Origin of the sequence: Nitrosomonas oligotropha (genome assembly GCF_009833085.1) — a bacterium.
GTDB lineage: Bacteria > Pseudomonadota > Gammaproteobacteria > Burkholderiales > Nitrosomonadaceae > Nitrosomonas > Nitrosomonas oligotropha.
In genome coordinates this window covers 1-17,336 of record NZ_QRBZ01000010.1, presented here as the reverse complement: position 1 = coordinate 17,336, position 17,336 = coordinate 1, and the positions used below count along the sequence as shown (strand labels likewise).

Sequence of the window (17,336 nt, the reverse complement as noted above, 5' to 3'; positions counted from 1 at the left end):
GAAATACTGCATTTAATACTCTTTACGACCTTATGAATCTGATTATCCAAGGATTGGATGTTAACAACAGCGATCTGCGCGAGCTGGCGAAGTTAGCTCATGCCGACGCTATCGAACGGATTACCGGGCAAGCTTTCCGATTGACCAACGCAACGCATTCCGACGCGGTACCGGAATATTGCGCGCAAGCCGAGCTGGATTTTGCGTTTGTAAATGCGGCAACGAAACTTTCCGGTTTCAAATTGATTGCCATGGATATGGATTCGACCTTGCTGGCGATTGAGTCGATTGACGAAATTGCCGACATGCAGCAGATCAAACCGCAAGTGGCCGCTATCACAGTGCAAACCATGCGCGGCGAGATCAGCTTTGAGGAAAGTCTGACACGGCGTACGGCTTTATTGCGCGGCGTGCACCAGGGTGACTTGCAGAAAGTCTACGATGAGCGCGTGAAGCTCAGCCCGGGCGCGGAAAGAATGTTACAGCTGGCGAAGCAGTCCGGTATCAAGACCATGGTGATTTCCGGCGGTTTTACATTTTTCACCGAGCGGATCAAAACAAAACTGCAACTCGATTATGCCGCTGCCAATGTGCTGGAAATAGAGAATGAACGGCTGACTGGAAAGGTGGTTGGAGAAATTATCGGCAGAGAAGGCAAAGCGCAAGTGCTGAAGCAAGTTTGCACGGAATTGGGAATACCGCGTGAACAGGTCATCGCCATCGGAGACGGCGCCAACGATCTGGCGATGCTGGCCGAGGCGGGCGTTGGCATCGCTTATCATGCCAAGCCGATTGTCAAACAGCAGGCGACGTATTCGATCGATTATGTCGGATTGGACGGCGTCACCAATTTATTCGCCTGAACTGTAGCGGTGCAACGGTAATGCACCGGTTTTAGTAATCCGGCTCGTACATCAGCGACCGGATATAGCCGTTCAAATCTTCCGGTAACGCCGCTTCCGCCAATCCTTCATTCATGGCCACCCGGCACACGGCGGCCGCAATTGCGAGCGATACGTCGCGTACCCGGGTCAATGCCGGATACACTGCGCCATTGCCGATTTCCGAATCAGTTACCGTATTTGCCAGCACCTCGGCGGCGGTCAGAAACATGCTCTGAGTCACCAGCCGCGCAGCGCTGGCGGTGACACCCAGGCCGATGCCCGGAAAAATATAGGCGTTGTTTCCCTGCGCCGGTTTGAAAACGGTATCTCTATAGCGCACCGGGTCAAACGGGCTGCCGCTGGCGAAAATGACTCGCCCGTCGCTCCACTGATAAGCTTGTTCCGCGGTGCATTCGGTATGCGAGGTCGGGTTCGATAGGGCGATGATCACCGGGCGTTCATTCACCGCCGCCATCTTGCGGACAATCGTTTCGTTGAACGTACCGGCCACACCGGTTGCGCCAATTAACACATCCGGCTTGATCCCGCCGATGGCATCGGCAAAACTGCACGCCGCATGTGCTTGAATGAAAGGTTTGATGCGCGGCTTGATGTTGTCGTTCGCTGTGGTTATTAATCCTTTCCGGTCGATGAACCACAACCGTTTTCGCGCTTCTGCTTCGCTGAGACCGGCTTTGACGAACGCATCCACAACCAATTCGGCGGTTCCGCTGGCGGCCGATCCGGTACCGAGAAACATGATGTTCAAATCGGCGAATTTCTTTCCGGTAATGCGGCATGAGGTGTAAATGCCTGCCAGCGTCACGGCGGCAGTGCCCTGGATATCGTCGTTGAAGCAGCGCACTTGTCCGCTGTAGCGTTCCAGAAATTCAAACGCGTGCGGTGTCAGGAAATCCTCGAATTGTATGACGGCATTGGGGAAACGTAATTGCACGGCCTGGACGAATTCGTCGACCAGCGCACGGTAGGTTGCAGCGTCAATGCGGGGATGGGGATAACCCAGGTAAAGCGGATCTTCGCGTAATGCTACGTTATTCGTGCCGACATCGAGCATGACCGGCATGCATTGCGCCGGATGAATCCCGGCGCAGGCGACGTACAAAGCAACCTTGCCGATCGGTATGCCCATGCCATTCGCGCCCAAATCGCCCAAACCGAGGATGCGCTCTCCATCCGTCACGACAATGACGCGTATATCTTCTTCCGGCCAATTTTTCAGAATCGTGGCGATTTCTCCGCGATCCTCAGGAGTGATATAGAATCCCTGCGGTTTTCTGAAGATGTGCGCAAATTCTTTGCAGGCTTCGCCGACCGTGGGGGTGTAGACCAACGGCATGATTTCTTCGATGTGGTCGATCATGGTGCGGTAAAAAAGCCGCTGGTTGCGTTCCAGCAAGGCATTGAGAAAGATATATTTTTCTATGTCACTGCTTTTGCAGCGCATACTGCCTAAGACGCGTTCGATTTGTTTGTGTATGCTGCCCACTTCATAGGGCAGTAATCCCCGCAAACCGAACCGCTCGCGCTCTTCCCGCGTAAATGCCGTTGATTTTGTGAGTCCCGGATCGACCAACAACGCTTTGCCGTATAAATTTTTCATTTTGATCCCTATCTCCCTAATAGCCGGCGGGGTTTGCCATGGCTGGTGCGCTACAAAACCGCTTAATTTGCTGCAAAGTTGGACAATCCGGAAAACCGAAGATAAACTAGTTTCCATCATCAGATACGCTTGACAATGGTATCTGCGGAACACAGTTACAATCCATCCCAGCCATGGATTAATTCTTTCTAATCAGCACTGAGGTAATTTCAATACATTATGAGTCAATCGCCATTTCCAATGCCGGATCCTAGTTTATATACTGAAGAAGAAATAGCAAACCTGGTTCATACATTTTACGCAAAAGCCCGGAAAGATCCCGGGCTGGGACCCATTTTCGAGGCGCATGTCATCGATTGGGATGCGCATTTTGTGCAGATGATCAATTTCTGGTCGGCGCAATTGCGCGGCACCAGCCGGTTCCGCGGCGCGCCGATGCCTAAGCATATTGCCTTGCCCGATCTCAATGCGGCTTTGTTTGAACGCTGGTTGCAACTGTTCAAAGAGACAACCGGGGAACTGGGCAATCCGAACCTGCAACAGCAGGCCAATGCCATTGCGACGTTCATCGCAGGCCGCTTGTGGCAGGGTTATCAGATGAGTAATTACCCGGATAAACAGCCGGTTGCACTTCATACAGCATAGTTCTCAATAACCTTGCGGGATTGATCTTGAGAAGCATCAAAAGCAAGATTATCGTTTTTTCCATTCTGGCCACACTGATTCCTTCACTGGGATTGGGTATTTTGTCGTTTCAACAAAACGAAACGATGATCAACGAGAATGTCACCCGCGAGTTGCGTGCTTTGGCCAATTATGCCAGCCGGGAACTGGAGCTGTGGATCAAGGAGCAGGTTCTTACGGTCCGGGAACTGGCGACATCGAAAATTCTGATCGAGGGATTGTCGAGAGACAATCAAGCCAAAGCGCGGAAAAACAAACTCAAAGTGCAGCGCAAGGGACTGGAACTGTACCTGCAATCCGTGCATAAGCGGCTGGAAACCGTTCTGGAATTAACGGTGGTCGATGTGGAAGGGGGAATACTCGCGAGCAACGTGGAATCGCCTTTCCCGGTCACGCTTTCGCCGAATTGGCCGCAAGACGCGTCGAGTCAAGGAGAAGTCGTCGGGCCACCGCAGTGGAATGCGGATTATGCAACGGCCGTACTGAGCATCGCGGTGCCCATATTGTCGGTGGACGATTTTATTTTGGGCGCGCTGATCGTGACGTTTGATTTGCGCGATATACAGTCAAATTTAAAGGATAAGATCAAATCGCCGCCTGGCGATGTTCTGCTCCTGGACAAGGATGGCAACGTCATGCTGGCCAGCGATGCCGCAATTGTCAATCCGGAAAACCCGGTGTCGCTTGATCCCGTCGTAATAGAGCGGTTGCGCAATAATCCGGGAGAATACGAGATATTCCAGGGGCCACGGCAGGAAAAAGTGGCCGGTCTGGCGTATGTGTCGGAAAAACCGCTGATTACTATTATTGCAACCAGAAGTCATCAATTGATCTATGCGTTTTGGGAACAGCAGCGCAATTTATTCGTTGGTCTGATCAGTATCATCATCCTGGTGGTCGCCGCTATCGCTTTCCAAATGAGTCATGCGATTGTCGTTCCATTGCGAAGATTGATCGACGCCACCGGGAAAATTGTGCAAGGCGATCTTAACGTTGAACTGACGAGTACACAGCGCAATGAGCTCGGGCAGCTGACGCAGATGTTCAATCAGATGACAAATCAATTGCGTCTGGATCAAGCGAAAATCGATGAAGCGAGCGCCGCCATGCAGCAAAAGAATGCGCTCTTGGAAACGCTGTCGGTTACCGACAGCCTGACGGGATTGTTTAACCGCAATAAACTGAATGCCATCATCAATGACCAGCTGGCGCGGTACGAGCGGAACAAGCGTCCGTTTTCGGTCCTGATGATCGATGTCGATCATTTCAAAACATTGAACGATAGTCTCGGCCATGTCGCCGGCGATGAAATCATTGCAGGGATCGCAAAAAAGATCTCGCAATCGATCCGTAACGTCGATTTTGCAGCCCGTTTCGGCGGCGACGAATTCATTATCATTCTGGCGGATACCGCGATCAGTGAGGCGCTGAAGACAGCGGAGCGCATCCGGGCGCATGCGGCAAACGTGCATTGCGGCACGATCAACAAGACACTCAAAGTAACGCTCAGTATCGGCGTCATTCAAAGCGAACCGGAAGATGTATCGCTGACCATTTTGTTATCCAGGGTCGACGGTGCGTTGTATGAAGCCAAGCGCTCGGGGCGCGACCGAGTGTATTGCGTACAGCCTAAATCCGATCCGGTCACATAGCGCGCTGAAAAACGTTTTGCGTTGCGGCTGCGGTGTTAGCAGCAAACTTATCTGCATCATCACGCCTAAACTGCGCTTTCTTGCCGGCATTACCCCTCGGAATGTTTCTCAACGGGCTGCTAATAAGGTTGGTTGTTTTTGCCCGCCTCAAGACCGGTATTGAGAACCCAGCCTTGTTTCTCGTCGACTTTAACGCGTAGCCATGAACCCTGACTGGCATTCGCTATAACCACGGTATTCTTTTTCAATGTGGCCAGTAATTGCGACTTTGCGCTTGGCAGTTTGCGTAAATTGATGTTTGCTTTGGTGTGCAGTTTTATCGGTGTATGAAATTCCAGCAGTGAGTTATTTTCATCGGTTGTTTTTTTGTGATTTGGGGTTGTGATCGAACTGATTAATTGCTTGGCCTGGGTAATATAATTCATGGCCGAGGCATACTGATCCTTGGCAAATAGCACTGAAGCGGTATCGACCAAATGCTTGGCCTGAATTTGCAGCACTTGGTCCGCTGGAGAAACTTTCGTTTGTTTCAGATTGGCCAGCGCCACCTCGGTTTCCGCGATGGCAGAAGCCGTGCCGGGTTTGGTTGCGAGTCTGTGCAGCTTTACTTGTGCCCGGGTTGCTTCCTTGTTGACTTCCCGCAGCACTTGCGCCTGATTTTGCTGGCGTATCTGCTGGTTCTTGATTAATTCGTCTTTTTCCGCCAGCAATTTTTCCAGGCGGGCAACTTCCTTGCGCAGATTTTCTTCCTGTGAAGAAGTGACGGGCGCTGTTTCAATAACCGGCGCGGGAAGCTGCTCCTGGGAAGCGCATCCGGCAAAATTCAGGGCAATAATGATAACAATCGGTAGATTCGATAATGAATCAGCCTTTCTATAAAGATGCGGCGATGGTGCATGAAACCAAAACTTTATCGTCTTATTGTTCTGTAATTCTGACTGATTCAGCATACTATCTTCCCGGTAGATTTTATCGCCGTATCCGTACCGGTTCTGGCTACGAATAATAAAATGCGATGGGTTTCAGTGGATACGAGAAAAATAAGATTCTCAGTTGATTATTTGATAATCCGGTAAATCAAGCATTCATAAAGAACGCAAAAGCTACCAAAATCAAGTGTACTGAAGAATCGGCCGGTTTTCCAGGTGTTCGACATACTGGGAGAAAGAAATTCGCTGTATGCATTTTTATGGTTTCAAAATACAATGCGATACTGTCCATATCCAGGCTGTGTGCAAACTTTTTCATTTTGCTAAAGCTCCTGAATATATTACTACTTTTACGGGGGTGTTATGTATCAGAGAATTTTAGTGCCGGTTGACGGCAGTGCAACATCCGGGCGCGCAGTGACCGAGGCGATTAAATTTGCGCAACAGCACAAGGCACGGGTGGAAGTGGTGCATGTACTGGAGGAAATCGGGTATTTTGATGAAGAGAATTATCTCAATTATGCCGAACTGGTGGATTCGTTGAAACACAGCGGCGAGAAAATGCTTGCCGAAGCACAGATGAAATTGAAGCAAGCCGGGGTGCCGGTGGAGACAAAGTTACTCGAAGCCAATGGAGAGCGAGTCGCTCATGTGATTACCGCCGAAGCGAAAAATGCGCAAGCGGATCTGATCATTGTAGGGACCCACGGCCGGTCCGGTTTTAGCCGTATGCTGCTGGGCAGTGTGGCCGAAGGGGTCGTGCGCACGGCGGATATCCCGATCCTTCTGATCCGTGGCGGCTGATCTGCACTATTAAGAATAAGCTTAGGTAATCATTAAGAAAATCAGATTATGGAAAATTACGAAGCATTACTCACGACAATCGCCTTGATGATGGGTGTTTCCTGGGCGAGCGGCATCAATCTGTATGCGGTTCTGCTGGTGCTGGGCTGGGGCGGTTCGACCGGTCATATCGACTTGCCAGCCGAGCTGACGGTATTGGAAGATCCGTTGGTGATCGGCGCCGCAGCCGTGATGTATTTCATTGAATTTTTTATCGACAAAATACCCGGAATGGATTCCGCTTGGGATTCCATTCAGACGTTCGTGCGTATTCCGGCTGGCGCCATGCTGGCGGCTGGCGCGGTCGGCGATGTGACACCGGCGCTTGAGATTGCAGCGGGTATTCTGGGAGGCAGCTTGGCTGCTACAAGTCATGCAACCAAAGCAGGAACAAGGTTGTTGATCAATACCTCGCCCGAACCTTTTACCAACTGGTCAGCCTCGCTCACGGGGGATTTTATGGTGTTCTCAGGCATGTGGACTGCAGTGAGGCACCCGGAAATCTTTCTCATCCTGCTGGCCATTTTTATCGGTATTGCCATTTGGTTACTGCCGAAGTTATGGTACTTGATCAAAGTGGTGCTCGCCAAAATAGGAAAATTTCTTGGCTTGGTAAAAGCCGGGCCGGTTGCCTCCGCTGAATTAGACACCGGCATTCCCGTGCAGAGACATCGTCACTTGTCGGCATTGGAACGGTTACAACAACTGCGCGACCAAGGGGCTCTGACGGAACAGGAATTTGAACAGCAGAAGGAAAAAATTCTGAACGAAGGTAACCATTGAGCTCATCCTGTCTTGGCAGTGTTGTGCAAAATAGCGTAACACCTTTATCAATGCGTGCCGGAAGCGTGTTTTTATAACCCGGAGTCTTATGCAACGCCGCTGGGATATTTTTTGCACGGTTGTCGATAACTTTGGCGATATCGGCGTGTGTTGGCGTCTGGCAAAGCAGCTCACCCAGGATCATAACCAGATGGTGCGGTTATGGGTCGATGATTTACGGTGTTTTTCCTGCATTGCACCGGATGTGAATCCGGAAATTCAACAGCAGAACGTGCAAGCTGTTGAAATCTGTCAATGGCAGAAGGCATTCCCGGAAGTTGAACCGGCCGATGTGGTGATTGAAGCATTCGCTTGTGAGCTGCCTGATATCTATATCGCCGCGATGGCGCGCAAGAACAAGCAACCCGTTTGGATCAATCTGGACTATCTCAGCGCCGAGCCCTGGGTTGCGCAATATCACCGTCTGCCTTCACCGCATCCGCGTTTTCCTCTAACCAAGACATTCTTTTTCCCTGGATTTGTGCCGGGTACAGGCGGATTGTTGCGGGAAAAGAATTTATTGGCGCAAAGAGAGGTTTTTGATATTGCTGCGGAGCAAGCGTTTCTGGATCAAAAAGGCCTGTATGAGCGCCGGTCCGGTGAGATCCGCATTGCGCTGTTTTGTTACGACACAGCACCGGTTGAGAACTTGATCGGGCTTTTGTCAGAATCTTCAAGCCCGGTTTTGCTGATTGTGCCGCAGGGGCGTGTGGCGGATCGCATCGCGGCAATCTTAAGTCATGTTGCCTCGCCCAATGAATCATTAATCAAACATCAGCAGTTAACCGTGCAGATCATTCCGTTCATGGCGCAAAACGATTACGACCGGTTGCTGTGGAGCTGCGACATCAATTTTGTGCGCGGTGAAGATTCTTTTGTCCGTGCGCAGTGGGCAAGCAACCCTTTTATCTGGAATATTTATCCGCAGGCGGAAGGTGCGCACTGGAAAAAGCTGGAGGCGTTTCTTGATCTGTACACTGTAGGCATGCCGCCGGAAATGGCCACCGCGGTGCGGGAAATGTGGTTCTGCTGGAATGGCGGAAAGGCATTAAATGCTCCCGCATGGGTGAACTTCTTGGCATTGCGTGAGTCTCTGATGCAGCATAATAAAGAATGGGTTAAACAATTGCTTGAGCAGGATGATTTAGTATCCGGTCTGGTGCAGTTTGTTGAAAATCAGCTATAATTCGCCGTTTTTGAATCCGATGTTGGCGCTGCAACATAACATCAACTTTGCTTATAACTTAATTTTGGAACTGACAGAAATATGAAAACCGCAATGGAATTACGCTCAGGTAACGTCGTCATGGTTGGTAATGACCCTATGGTTGTGCAGCGAGCAGAATTTACGAAATCTGGCCGTAACGCATCTGTGGTTAAAATGAAGCTGAAAAATTTGTTTTCCAGCACCACGACGGAAACGGTTTACAAAGCGGATGAAAAATTTGATTTGGTCGTTCTCGATAGAAAAGACTGTACCTACAGCTACTATGCCGATCCACTCTATGTTTTCATGGATGCCGATTACAATCAGATCGAAGTGGAAGCGGACAATATGCCGGATGTCCTGAATTATCTGATCGATGGAATGGAAGATGTTTGTCAGGTCACTTTCTACGATGGCAAAGCGATTTCTGTTGAATTACCGAACACGATTGTGCGTGAAGTGGAATATACCGAACCTGCGGTGCGGGGCGATACCACCGGAAAAATCATGAAACCGGCCCGGCTCCTGGGAACAAGTTATGAAATCCAAGTTCCCGGTTTTGTGGAAATTGGCGACAAGATCGAAATTGATCCACACAATAACGAATTCAGAAAGCGTGTTTGATCGATCACTGTGATCTACACAATAAAAAAGGTGACTGAGGTCACCTTTTTTATTGGGGTGCTAACTGGCGATTACCTGAATATCCGGTTCAAGCGTTTTCAGCATATTCTCGATCCCTCTCAGGGTGCCGGATATCGAGCTGGGGCACGTGCCGCATGCGCCTTGATAATGAATGCGCAAAATATTGCCTTCCAGTGCCAGGATATGCAAATCGCCGCCGTCGTGCTGTAAGTACGGGCGCACTTCTTCGTCCAGCAGGACATTGATTTTCTCCAAACGCAATTGATCTTCAGGACTTAAGTCGGCGAGTGCATTACTAGCAGCCGCTACGGTTTCGGCCGATTGCGCCGTGGCAGCCGGCGCTGCGCGGATCGGGTCGGCGATTTCGCGCGCCAGATCCTGCCAATTGGCATCTCCGTCTTGAGTGACGGTGATCCAGTGATCGATGTAAAAAACATTCGTGACATGATCGATATCGAATAGCGCGGAGGCCAGCGGATCGTCCTTGGCCGCTTCGGCGTTATCGTACGAGCGTGCAACACCCCATGTCAGTGGTTCCTTGAGGATAAACTTCAAGGCGTTTTTATTTGGCGTACCTTCAATATCAGCAATTTTTGGCATTTTGATGGGTGGTAATATTGAATCCAGCGGTTAATCGATGAAGTTATACAGGGCCGCAATATGAGATCGAATCCATAGCATACGAACCTGGTGTTGAACGTTGTTTTGTTACATTAAGAATGATTCGGCATCGCTGGCGCGGAATCGTCCGCTTCAGTCGATGCGCTGTCGAGCGAATTCAACGCGGCATGTAATGTATGCCACGGTAGAATGGCGCATTTGACCCGTGTCGGCAGATCCCGTATACCGGAAAAAACAGTCAACCGGCCCAGATGATGCGGTTGATTGGTATCCAGTTTTCCGGTCGCCAGTTCACGGAATTCATGAATCAATGTTTCCGCGTTCGCGCGCGATTTTCCCTTGACCGCCGCAGTCATCATCGAAGCGGATGCTTTGCAGATGGCGCAGGATTCGCCTTGAAACGCGATGCTATTGATCTGATCATCTTCCAGTTGCAGCGTAATATCCAGGCGGTCGCCACAGAGCGGATTATGCCCGGTGGCATGATGACTGGCATGATCCAGCTTGCCGTAGTTACGCGGTTTCCGGTTATGGTCAAGGATGACCTCTTGATACAGTGAATTGGTATGCATTATAAAAAAATCTTTTGGACAGTTTTAATGCCCGCCACCAAAGCATCGACTTCTGTTTTCTTATTATAAAAAGCAAATGAGGCGCGGGAAGTGGCCGGTACATTAAAGCGTTGCATGACGGGCTGGGCGCAGTGATGTCCGGTGCGCACTGCAACGCCGTCCTGATTCAGGATGGTGCCGATATCATGCGGATGAATTCCGTCGATGGCGAAGGAGATGACCGCAGTTTTCTCCGCGGCGGTGCCGATAATCCTGACCCCGGGAATGTCATTGAGGCACGCCGTGGCATACTCCAGCAGTCCTAATTCATAAGCGGCGATTTGTTCGATACCGATCGCCGTTAAATAGTCAACGGCTGCGCCGAAACCGATGGCGGCAGCGATGGGCGGCGTGCCAGCCTCGAATTTGTGCGGAATGGTGTTGTAGATCGTTTTTTCAAATGTGACGGAAGTGATCATATCGCCGCCGCCTTTAAAGGGTTGCATTGCTTCAAGCAAGGCCGCTTTGCCGTAGAGAATACCGATACCGGTCGGGCCGCACAGTTTATGAGCGGAAAAGGTGTAAAAATCGCAATCGAGCGCTTGCACGTCGATGGTGATATGCGGGGCTGCCTGCGCACCGTCAATCAATACCGGGACACCGTGCCGATGCGCGAAGTCGATCATTCCTTTGATCGGATTGATCGTGCCGAGTGCGTTTGATACGTGGATCAGGCCGACAAACTTGGTGCGTTCGTTAAATAGTTTCTCATATTCATCAATGTCCAATTCGCCCTTGTCATTGATCGGAACAACACGGATTGTTGCACCTTTCTCGTTAGCCAGCATTTGCCACGGCACGATGTTGGAGTGATGCTCCAATGTGGTCAGAATGATTTCATCGCCTGCTTTGATAAATTTCCGGCCGTAACCATGCATCACCAGGTTAATGGAATCCGTCGTGCCGCTGGTGAAAATGACTTCCCGGTCTTCGCGTGCGTTGATGAATTGCTGCAACTTGCAACGCGCGTTGTGATACTCCAGCGTGGCGACTTCGGATAAATAATGAACGGCACGGTTGATGTTGGCGTGTTGCGTCGTCTGATAGCGCACCAGACGATCAATCACCTGTTGCGGCATTTGACTGGATGCCGCATTGTCAAGGTAAGCCAAGGGCTTGCCTTCAATCTTGAGTTGCAGAATCGGAAAATCGGCACGGATCTTTTCCCAATCAGGGCTGGAAGAAACGTCAGATTTCAATGAGGCGTTCACTGGCGTCATGATGGGTTACTCTGTGTCTGATCGAGTACCGCTTGCTCGAGTTGCTGCCTGAGCGAGGAAACAGGGATGCGGCTGATAATTTCGGCGCCAAAGGCATACGTTAATAAATTGCGTGCGGCCGTTTCTGATAAACCCCGGCTGCGCAAATAAAAAATTTCTTCCTGATCGAGTTGCCCGACTGTTGCGCCGTGCGAGCATTTCACATCATCGGCAAAAATCTCCAGCTGCGGCTTGGTATCCACTTGTGCTGTTTTACTCAGCAATAAGTTACGGCTGGATTGCGAAGAGTTGGTGCGTTGCGCCTGAGGGCGCACGATGATTTTTCCATTAAACACAGCGTGCGCCGCGTCATCGGCGATGCACTTGTGCTGTTGATGGCTGGTGCCATTCGGTTTGGCATGATCGATACAAGTATGCGTATCGGCCAGCTGGCGATCCGATATCAAAGTCAATCCGTCTATGGTGCATTCAGCCGCTTCATCGGTTAAACGCACATCCAGGTTATAGCGGGAAATCTGCGATCCCAGCGTAATGCTGACCGACTGATAATTGCTGGCATGGGCGAGCGATACCGCACAATTCGCCAAATGAAATGCTTTTGCGCTTTCGCGCTGCACGCGAATATGTTTGGCGTGCGCGTTACCGGCCAGACTGATTTCCGTGACTGAATTGGTAATGTAAGCCGCTTGTTGAAGCGCGACGTAATCCTCAATCAATGTAATATGGCTGCCCGCTTCGCCGATTAACAAGCAACGCGGGTAACTGGTGACTTCGTGTTGTGTTGCAATGAACAACAGATGAACCGGTTCGGCAACGACAGTATTTTTGGGCACGATGACGACAGCGCCATCCTGCAGAAAAGCAGTATTCAATGCGGCAAACACATTGTGATCAAATGGCACGTAGTGACCCACATGAGATTCCAGGATCGATGCATGTGCGGATAACAAGGCCGGTAAATTACCAGCGATGAGTGCCGCGGGTTCGGCGATGGCCGACAATGATTGTGAGAAGTGGCCGTCAACAAACACCAGGCGGTTTTTGGCATCGTCCAGAAACAAATGCTGAACGTCTTCTATTTTCAGGGTTGAATCTGGCTGAGATGGCCGGTAGGGCAGAGCGGTGAGCGGCGAAATATCCGTGAAGCGCCATTCCTCATCGCGCTTGGTCGGCAGTTTCTGTGTACTGACGCAATCGATGGCCCGGGCACGCAATTGATTCAGCCAAGCGCGCGATTCAGCTGGTTTCGCCTGCCAGGACTTCAGCAGGCATTCCAAGTAACTGGTACTGATCGCTTCACTCATGCGCTAACTCCGGCAGCCGGTTGTTTGTTTGCAGTGATCCAGTCATAACCGCGCGTTTCCAATTCCAATGCGAGCTCCTTGCCGCCGGTCATGACAATGCGGCCTGCCTGCATGACGTGCACAAAATCGGGCACGATATAATCCAATAAGCGCTGATAATGGGTTACCAGAATCGTTGCATTGTCTTTGTTGGTGATCCGGTTGACGCCATTGGCGACGATTTTGAGCGCATCGATATCGAGACCCGAATCGGTTTCATCCAATATGCTCAATCTGGGTTCCAGTAACGCCATCTGCAAGATTTCGTTACGTTTCTTTTCGCCGCCGGAAAAGCCTTCATTGACACTGCGATCGAGGAAATCAGGCTTCATTTCCAGCAATTTCATTTTCTCGCGCACAAAATCATCGAATTCGAGCGGATCCAATTCTTCTTTGCCGCGTTGCGTTTGCACCGTATTGTAGGCAAGGCGGAGGAATTGCGTATTGGCTACGCCTGGAATTTCAATGGGATATTGAAAAGCGAGAAATAATCCAGCGCGGGCGCGTTCCTCGGGTGGTAATTCCAATAAGTTTTTATCTTCAAATTGAATCGATCCACCGGTGACTTCATATGCGGAATGACCAGCCAGCACTTTGGCAAAAGTGCTTTTACCCGATCCATTCAGGCCCATGATGGCATGTATTTCACCGCTTCTGACCGTGAGATCAATCCCCTTGAGAATTTCAGTGCCGTTGATGCTGGCGCGCAGGCCTTGCACCGAAAGGATGGTGGGACTATTTGCAATAATCATCCGACACTGCCCTCCAGTTTGAAGCTCAGAAGCTTGGTGGCTTCAACCGCGAATTCCATCGGTAATTGCTGAAATACATCTTTGCAGAAACCATTGATAATCATTGAGACAGCTTCTTCGGCGTCAATGCCGCGTTGTGAAAAATAAAAGAGCTGATCTTCACCGATTTTTGACGTGGAAGCTTCATGCTCAACCTTGGCGCTGTTATTGTGCACTTGAATATACGGAAACGTATGCGCGCCACATTGATCACCGATCAGCATGGAGTCGCATTGCGAATAGTTGCGCGCACCTTCCGCAGTTGGTGCGATCCGCACCAGTCCGCGGTAGCTGCTATTGGAGTGACCTGCGGTGATGCCTTTGCTGACGATGGTGCTACGGGTGTTTTTTCCAATATGAATCATTTTGGTGCCGGTATCGGCCTGTTGATAATTGTTTGTGACGGCCACCGAATAAAACTCGCCGACGGAGTTATCGCCGCGCAAAATGCAGGAGGGATATTTCCATGTGATAGCAGAGCCGGTTTCCACTTGAGTCCAGGAAATCCGCGAATTGACGCCTTTGGCCAGTCCTCGTTTCGTGACAAAGTTATAGATGCCGCCGACACCGTTTTCATCACCGGCATACCAATTTTGTACCGTTGAATACTTAATATCCGCATTATCCAATGCGATCAGCTCAACAACAGCGGCATGCAGTTGATTCGTGTCGAAGCGTGGAGCGGTGCAGCCTTCCAAATAGGAAACGGATGCGCCTTCCTCGGCGATGATCAGCGTTCTCTCAAATTGCCCGGAACCTTCCGTATTGGTGCGGAAATAGGTGGATAAGTCCATGGGGCATTTGACGCCTTTCGGAATGAAGCAGAAAGAACCATCGGTGAATACCGCGGAATTCAAAGCCGCAAAGTAATTGTCGCCGACCGGAACGACAGACCCCAGGTATTTCTGAATAAGCTCAGGGTGAGTATGTACTGCTTCCGAGATGGAACAGAAAATAATGCCGACTTCCGCCAGTTTCTGCTTGTAAGTAGTGGCCACAGAAACACTATCAAATATCACATCGACAGCGACACCGGCCAGTGCGGCGCGTTCGTGCATCGGCACGCCGAGTTTTTCAAATGTGCGTAATAATTCGGGATCGACTTCGTCCATGCTGGCCAGTTTTTTCTTCGGCTTCGGTGCCGAATAGTAGCTGATATCCTGGAAATCGATTTTTGGATAGTGCACATTCTGCCATTCGGGTTCGCTCATGGTCAGCCATTTTTCATAGGCTTTCAGACGGAATGACAAAAGCCACTCGGGTTCATTTTTTTTAGTCGATATTAACCGGATTATTTCTTCATTTAATCCCTTAGGGGCGATATCGGACTCAATATCGGTAACGAAGCCATGTTTATACGGTTGATTAACCAGACTTTGCAATACTGCACTCATTTGGTTTATTCCTTTTTAGTATCTTTTGTTTGAAACAGATCGCTTTGAATCTTAAATTGCCGGTAGCTGGCTTGGTTAATTCGCAAATTGAGAATACATTGTAATTGAAGTTGTTATTGCTTAAATCTTAGCAGATTCTTTAACACTGAAACTATCGCCGCAGCCGCAGGTATTATCAATATTAGGATTGATAAATTTGAAAGAGTAATTAAGACCTTCTTTGGCAAAATCAATGTGCGACCCATCCAGATAAGGCAAACTGTTTGTATCTACAACCACCTTAGCTTCATAAGATTCGAATAATTGATCATCCGAATTGATCTCATCGGCATAATCAAAGGTATAAGCAAAGCCCGAACAGCCGGATTTTTTGATTCCGACGCGCAGAGCAAAACCTTTACCCCGTTTTGCAAGTTGTTGCCGCACATGTTTCGCGGCATTTTCAGTTAATGTGATTGGCATAACAGTTCAATTTTCTCAATTTAGAATCAGGGCACGATACTTTTGTGTTATGAATTCTGCGCTACTAAACGGGCTTCAGATATCAGCGAAGTTACCGGAAAATTGGACACGGATTCAATTAAAATGTTCTGTAAAGTATTGTGATCTCTTGGCAAATTGAGTGCTTAGATCAACTGGTTTCAATTTACGCAGCGGTTGATTCACGCATATCAAGGAGCGGCATAATGGTGTCACCTTGTTGATTAATTTGATTATCAACCAGTTCTTTAAGTGTTACCGCGCCAAGATATTCGAAAATCAGTTCGTTCAGTTTTGCCCATAAATCATGTGTCATGCACTTTCCGTCGTTATGGCAATTTTCTTTACCGCCACATTGGGTCGCATCAATAGGCTCATCGACAGCGAGAATGATATCGGCTACCGAAACTTTGTCCAGATCTTTCGCCAGACAGTAACCGCCCCCGGGACCACGGACACTATCCACAAGCTCAGATTGGCGCAATTTTGCGAACAGCTGTTCCAAATACGAGAGTGAGATTTTTTGCCGCTGACTGATGTCAGCTAGCGTTACGGGGTGATTGCTTTGTTGTAAAGCAAGATCTAATAGTGCAGTTACTGCAAATCTTCCTTTCGTTGTTAATCTCATGATTGACTCCTTGTAAGAATCGGATGGGTTGATGGTTATAAATCAGTTGTTAGTTGTTAAATAATACTTGATCAATATAGTCAACTATACAATACCCGATTGATTTAGTCAACTATAAATCTTTTTTGTGCAAAGCTTGCGGGGATTCTTTGGGAATGCGTTTTCAATAAATGGCTAACTGCATGATATATAAGAGATGAGTGGTTGAATAAATTTGTTATTGGGTGAGACAACAAATAGAATTAATTTAGCTATAATCATCGAGCTCTAATATGACCTGAAAGATAAAAAAGAGTGATCGGTATTTGTACATGCATACGCTATTGTTGCTGACGTCGAGTACATGAATTCATGATCGTTTTTGATAGTTTTATAAGTTTGGATAATCTTTAAATTATTTTGTTAAGAGGGAGAGGAATATGAGTATGGAAAGCGAGTTTAGAATGAGATTCGGAGGTTTTTGGAACTCCCTCATTTTGCTCTTTGTGATTATTGTTTGTCTTCGCTTCTCAAGCCTTGAGTTCGCTGACGAGAATCTGACCAAGCGAGTGTTCTGTGCGCTGCATCTATTTCTAGGCTGTATTGCCACGGGTGTGTTACTGGGGATACTAAAAATATTTTTGGCGTTTTCCAATCAGACATACACGCGCGCGCCAGCATCGGCCAATTTCGCACGAGGCCTCAAATATGGCATAGTTGCCGGCGGCTTAATGATCCTCATTGTCGGGGTGCTGCAGTTGAATAATTTCTTGGGTGTATTCCAACCCATATTCAATGGATTGCTGACGAAACTGACTGCTATTTTTGTATAAGATAAGTGGTGGGGAGGGCCAGCTAAAACGGCTGGCCCTTTTCAGTTTGAATGTTGTCTTTCAAAGATTCTTTATCGTATTTCGTCATCCGATGACTTTGTCATATCGAATTTTCTGACACTAGTAAGCATTATCTTTGCGCAGTACGA

18 protein-coding genes are annotated in these 17,336 nt (G+C 49.1%); 8 read left to right on the top strand and 10 right to left on the bottom strand.

Going from position 1 to position 17,336, the window contains the following annotated elements:
* Nucleotides 1–32: 32 nt before the first annotated feature.
* Nucleotides 33–863, top strand: coding sequence for a phosphoserine phosphatase SerB (serB, locus tag ABD07_RS03760; RefSeq protein ID WP_160817180.1), 831 nt, complete (start codon nucleotides 33–35; stop codon nucleotides 861–863).
* Between the two features lie 31 nt (nucleotides 864–894).
* On the opposite strand, the gene ABD07_RS03755 is transcribed toward serB, so the two are convergent.
* Nucleotides 895–2,505: an NAD-dependent malic enzyme gene (locus ABD07_RS03755; RefSeq protein ID WP_160817179.1), complete on the bottom strand. Its 1,611-nt coding sequence runs from the start codon at nucleotides 2,503–2,505 to the stop codon at nucleotides 895–897.
* Nucleotides 2,506–2,724: 219 nt separating this feature from the next.
* On the opposite strand from ABD07_RS03755, the gene ABD07_RS03750 reads away from it, so the two are divergent.
* Both ABD07_RS03750 and ABD07_RS03745 read left to right on the top strand, forming a co-directional pair.
* On the top strand, nucleotides 2,725–3,150 hold the full coding sequence (locus ABD07_RS03750; RefSeq protein ID WP_108699228.1) for a group III truncated hemoglobin: 426 nt from the start codon (nucleotides 2,725–2,727) through the stop codon (nucleotides 3,148–3,150).
* A 26-nt stretch (nucleotides 3,151–3,176) separates the two neighbouring features.
* Nucleotides 3,177–4,841, top strand: a complete 1,665-nt coding sequence (locus tag ABD07_RS03745; RefSeq protein WP_240142400.1) for a sensor domain-containing diguanylate cyclase — start codon at nucleotides 3,177–3,179, stop codon at nucleotides 4,839–4,841.
* A gap of 119 nt (nucleotides 4,842–4,960) precedes the next feature.
* Here ABD07_RS03745 and ABD07_RS03740 read toward each other — a convergent pair whose 3' ends face one another.
* Nucleotides 4,961–5,791, bottom strand: coding sequence for an SH3 domain-containing protein (locus ABD07_RS03740; RefSeq protein WP_160817178.1), 831 nt, complete (start codon nucleotides 5,789–5,791; stop codon nucleotides 4,961–4,963).
* Between the two features lie 342 nt (nucleotides 5,792–6,133).
* On the opposite strand from ABD07_RS03740, the gene ABD07_RS03735 reads away from it, so the two are divergent.
* The 4 genes from ABD07_RS03735 (at nucleotide 6,134) to ABD07_RS03720 (ending at nucleotide 9,266) form a co-directional block, all read left to right on the top strand.
* A complete protein-coding gene (locus ABD07_RS03735) occupies nucleotides 6,134–6,574 on the top strand; it encodes a universal stress protein (protein WP_160817177.1) in 441 nt (146 codons plus the stop codon).
* Nucleotides 6,575–6,622: 48 nt separating this feature from the next.
* Nucleotides 6,623–7,396: a DUF4126 family protein gene (locus ABD07_RS03730; protein ID WP_160817176.1), complete on the top strand. Its 774-nt coding sequence runs from the start codon at nucleotides 6,623–6,625 to the stop codon at nucleotides 7,394–7,396.
* Nucleotides 7,397–7,484: 88 nt separating this feature from the next.
* On the top strand, nucleotides 7,485–8,621 hold the full coding sequence (earP, locus tag ABD07_RS03725) for an elongation factor P maturation arginine rhamnosyltransferase EarP (RefSeq protein ID WP_160817175.1): 1,137 nt from the start codon (nucleotides 7,485–7,487) through the stop codon (nucleotides 8,619–8,621).
* An 81-nt stretch (nucleotides 8,622–8,702) separates the two neighbouring features.
* A complete protein-coding gene (locus tag ABD07_RS03720; RefSeq protein WP_108699233.1) occupies nucleotides 8,703–9,266 on the top strand; it encodes an elongation factor P in 564 nt (187 codons plus the stop codon).
* 60 nt (nucleotides 9,267–9,326) lie between these two features.
* Here ABD07_RS03720 and ABD07_RS03715 read toward each other — a convergent pair whose 3' ends face one another.
* The 8 genes from ABD07_RS03715 to iscR all read right to left on the bottom strand — a co-directional run bounded on the left by ABD07_RS03715 (nucleotide 9,327) and on the right by iscR (nucleotide 16,375).
* Nucleotides 9,327–9,887 carry a NifU family protein gene (locus ABD07_RS03715; protein WP_108699234.1) on the bottom strand — a complete coding sequence of 187 codons (561 nt, stop codon included), beginning with the start codon at nucleotides 9,885–9,887 and terminating at the stop codon, nucleotides 9,327–9,329.
* Nucleotides 9,888–10,000: 113 nt separating this feature from the next.
* On the bottom strand, nucleotides 10,001–10,480 hold the full coding sequence (gene sufU / locus ABD07_RS03710) for a Fe-S cluster assembly sulfur transfer protein SufU (protein WP_160817174.1): 480 nt from the start codon (nucleotides 10,478–10,480) through the stop codon (nucleotides 10,001–10,003).
* Nucleotides 10,480–11,739 (bottom strand): cysteine desulfurase, encoded by a 1,260-nt coding sequence (locus ABD07_RS03705; RefSeq protein WP_160817173.1) that lies wholly within the window; start codon nucleotides 11,737–11,739, stop codon nucleotides 10,480–10,482. The genes sufU and ABD07_RS03705 overlap by 1 nt, the downstream gene beginning before the upstream one ends.
* Nucleotides 11,736–13,043 (bottom strand): Fe-S cluster assembly protein SufD, encoded by a 1,308-nt coding sequence (sufD, locus tag ABD07_RS03700; RefSeq protein ID WP_160817172.1) that lies wholly within the window; start codon nucleotides 13,041–13,043, stop codon nucleotides 11,736–11,738. The genes ABD07_RS03705 and sufD overlap by 4 nt, the downstream gene beginning before the upstream one ends.
* Nucleotides 13,040–13,834: a Fe-S cluster assembly ATPase SufC gene (gene sufC / locus ABD07_RS03695; protein ID WP_160817171.1), complete on the bottom strand. Its 795-nt coding sequence runs from the start codon at nucleotides 13,832–13,834 to the stop codon at nucleotides 13,040–13,042. Before sufC ends, sufD begins: the two co-directional genes overlap by 4 nt.
* Complete coding sequence (gene sufB, locus ABD07_RS03690) at nucleotides 13,831–15,267, bottom strand: Fe-S cluster assembly protein SufB (RefSeq protein WP_160817170.1); 1,437 nt, start codon at nucleotides 15,265–15,267, stop codon at nucleotides 13,831–13,833. The genes sufC and sufB overlap by 4 nt, the downstream gene beginning before the upstream one ends.
* 120 nt (nucleotides 15,268–15,387) lie before the next feature.
* Nucleotides 15,388–15,729, bottom strand: coding sequence for a HesB/IscA family protein (locus tag ABD07_RS03685; RefSeq protein WP_160817169.1), 342 nt, complete (start codon nucleotides 15,727–15,729; stop codon nucleotides 15,388–15,390).
* Between the two features lie 184 nt (nucleotides 15,730–15,913).
* Nucleotides 15,914–16,375, bottom strand: coding sequence for a Fe-S cluster assembly transcriptional regulator IscR (gene iscR, locus ABD07_RS03680; protein ID WP_108699241.1), 462 nt, complete (start codon nucleotides 16,373–16,375; stop codon nucleotides 15,914–15,916).
* 419 nt (nucleotides 16,376–16,794) lie between these two features.
* Here iscR and ABD07_RS03675 point away from each other — a divergent pair, with 419 nt between their 5' ends.
* Entirely contained in the window at nucleotides 16,795–17,187 is a 393-nt protein-coding gene (locus ABD07_RS03675; RefSeq protein WP_108699242.1) for a hypothetical protein, read from the top strand.
* Nucleotides 17,188–17,336 lie beyond the last annotated feature (149 nt).

What these genes read in the sequence shown, in the direction of transcription:
- ABD07_RS03755 (WP_160817179.1), bottom strand. Translation starts at nt 2,505, where the DNA reads ATGAAAAATTTATACGGCAAAGCGTTGTTGGTCGATCCGGGACTCACA.
- ABD07_RS03675 (WP_108699242.1), top strand. Translation starts at nt 16,795, where the DNA reads ATGAGTATGGAAAGCGAGTTTAGAATGAGATTCGGAGGTTTTTGGAAC.
- ABD07_RS03715 (WP_108699234.1), bottom strand. Translation starts at nt 9,887, where the DNA reads ATGCCAAAAATTGCTGATATTGAAGGTACGCCAAATAAAAACGCCTTG.
- sufB (WP_160817170.1), bottom strand. Translation starts at nt 15,267, where the DNA reads ATGAGTGCAGTATTGCAAAGTCTGGTTAATCAACCGTATAAACATGGC.
- ABD07_RS03685 (WP_160817169.1), bottom strand. Translation starts at nt 15,729, where the DNA reads ATGCCAATCACATTAACTGAAAATGCCGCGAAACATGTGCGGCAACAA.
- serB (WP_160817180.1), top strand. Translation starts at nt 33, where the DNA reads ATGAATCTGATTATCCAAGGATTGGATGTTAACAACAGCGATCTGCGC.
- ABD07_RS03720 (WP_108699233.1), top strand. Translation starts at nt 8,703, where the DNA reads ATGAAAACCGCAATGGAATTACGCTCAGGTAACGTCGTCATGGTTGGT.
- ABD07_RS03750 (WP_108699228.1), top strand. Translation starts at nt 2,725, where the DNA reads ATGAGTCAATCGCCATTTCCAATGCCGGATCCTAGTTTATATACTGAA.
- ABD07_RS03735 (WP_160817177.1), top strand. Translation starts at nt 6,134, where the DNA reads ATGTATCAGAGAATTTTAGTGCCGGTTGACGGCAGTGCAACATCCGGG.
- sufC (WP_160817171.1), bottom strand. Translation starts at nt 13,834, where the DNA reads ATGATTATTGCAAATAGTCCCACCATCCTTTCGGTGCAAGGCCTGCGC.
- sufD (WP_160817172.1), bottom strand. Translation starts at nt 13,043, where the DNA reads ATGAGTGAAGCGATCAGTACCAGTTACTTGGAATGCCTGCTGAAGTCC.
- iscR (WP_108699241.1), bottom strand. Translation starts at nt 16,375, where the DNA reads ATGAGATTAACAACGAAAGGAAGATTTGCAGTAACTGCACTATTAGAT.
- ABD07_RS03740 (WP_160817178.1), bottom strand. Translation starts at nt 5,791, where the DNA reads ATGCTGAATCAGTCAGAATTACAGAACAATAAGACGATAAAGTTTTGG.
- ABD07_RS03730 (WP_160817176.1), top strand. Translation starts at nt 6,623, where the DNA reads ATGGAAAATTACGAAGCATTACTCACGACAATCGCCTTGATGATGGGT.
- sufU (WP_160817174.1), bottom strand. Translation starts at nt 10,480, where the DNA reads ATGCATACCAATTCACTGTATCAAGAGGTCATCCTTGACCATAACCGG.
- ABD07_RS03705 (WP_160817173.1), bottom strand. Translation starts at nt 11,739, where the DNA reads ATGACGCCAGTGAACGCCTCATTGAAATCTGACGTTTCTTCCAGCCCT.
- earP (WP_160817175.1), top strand. Translation starts at nt 7,485, where the DNA reads ATGCAACGCCGCTGGGATATTTTTTGCACGGTTGTCGATAACTTTGGC.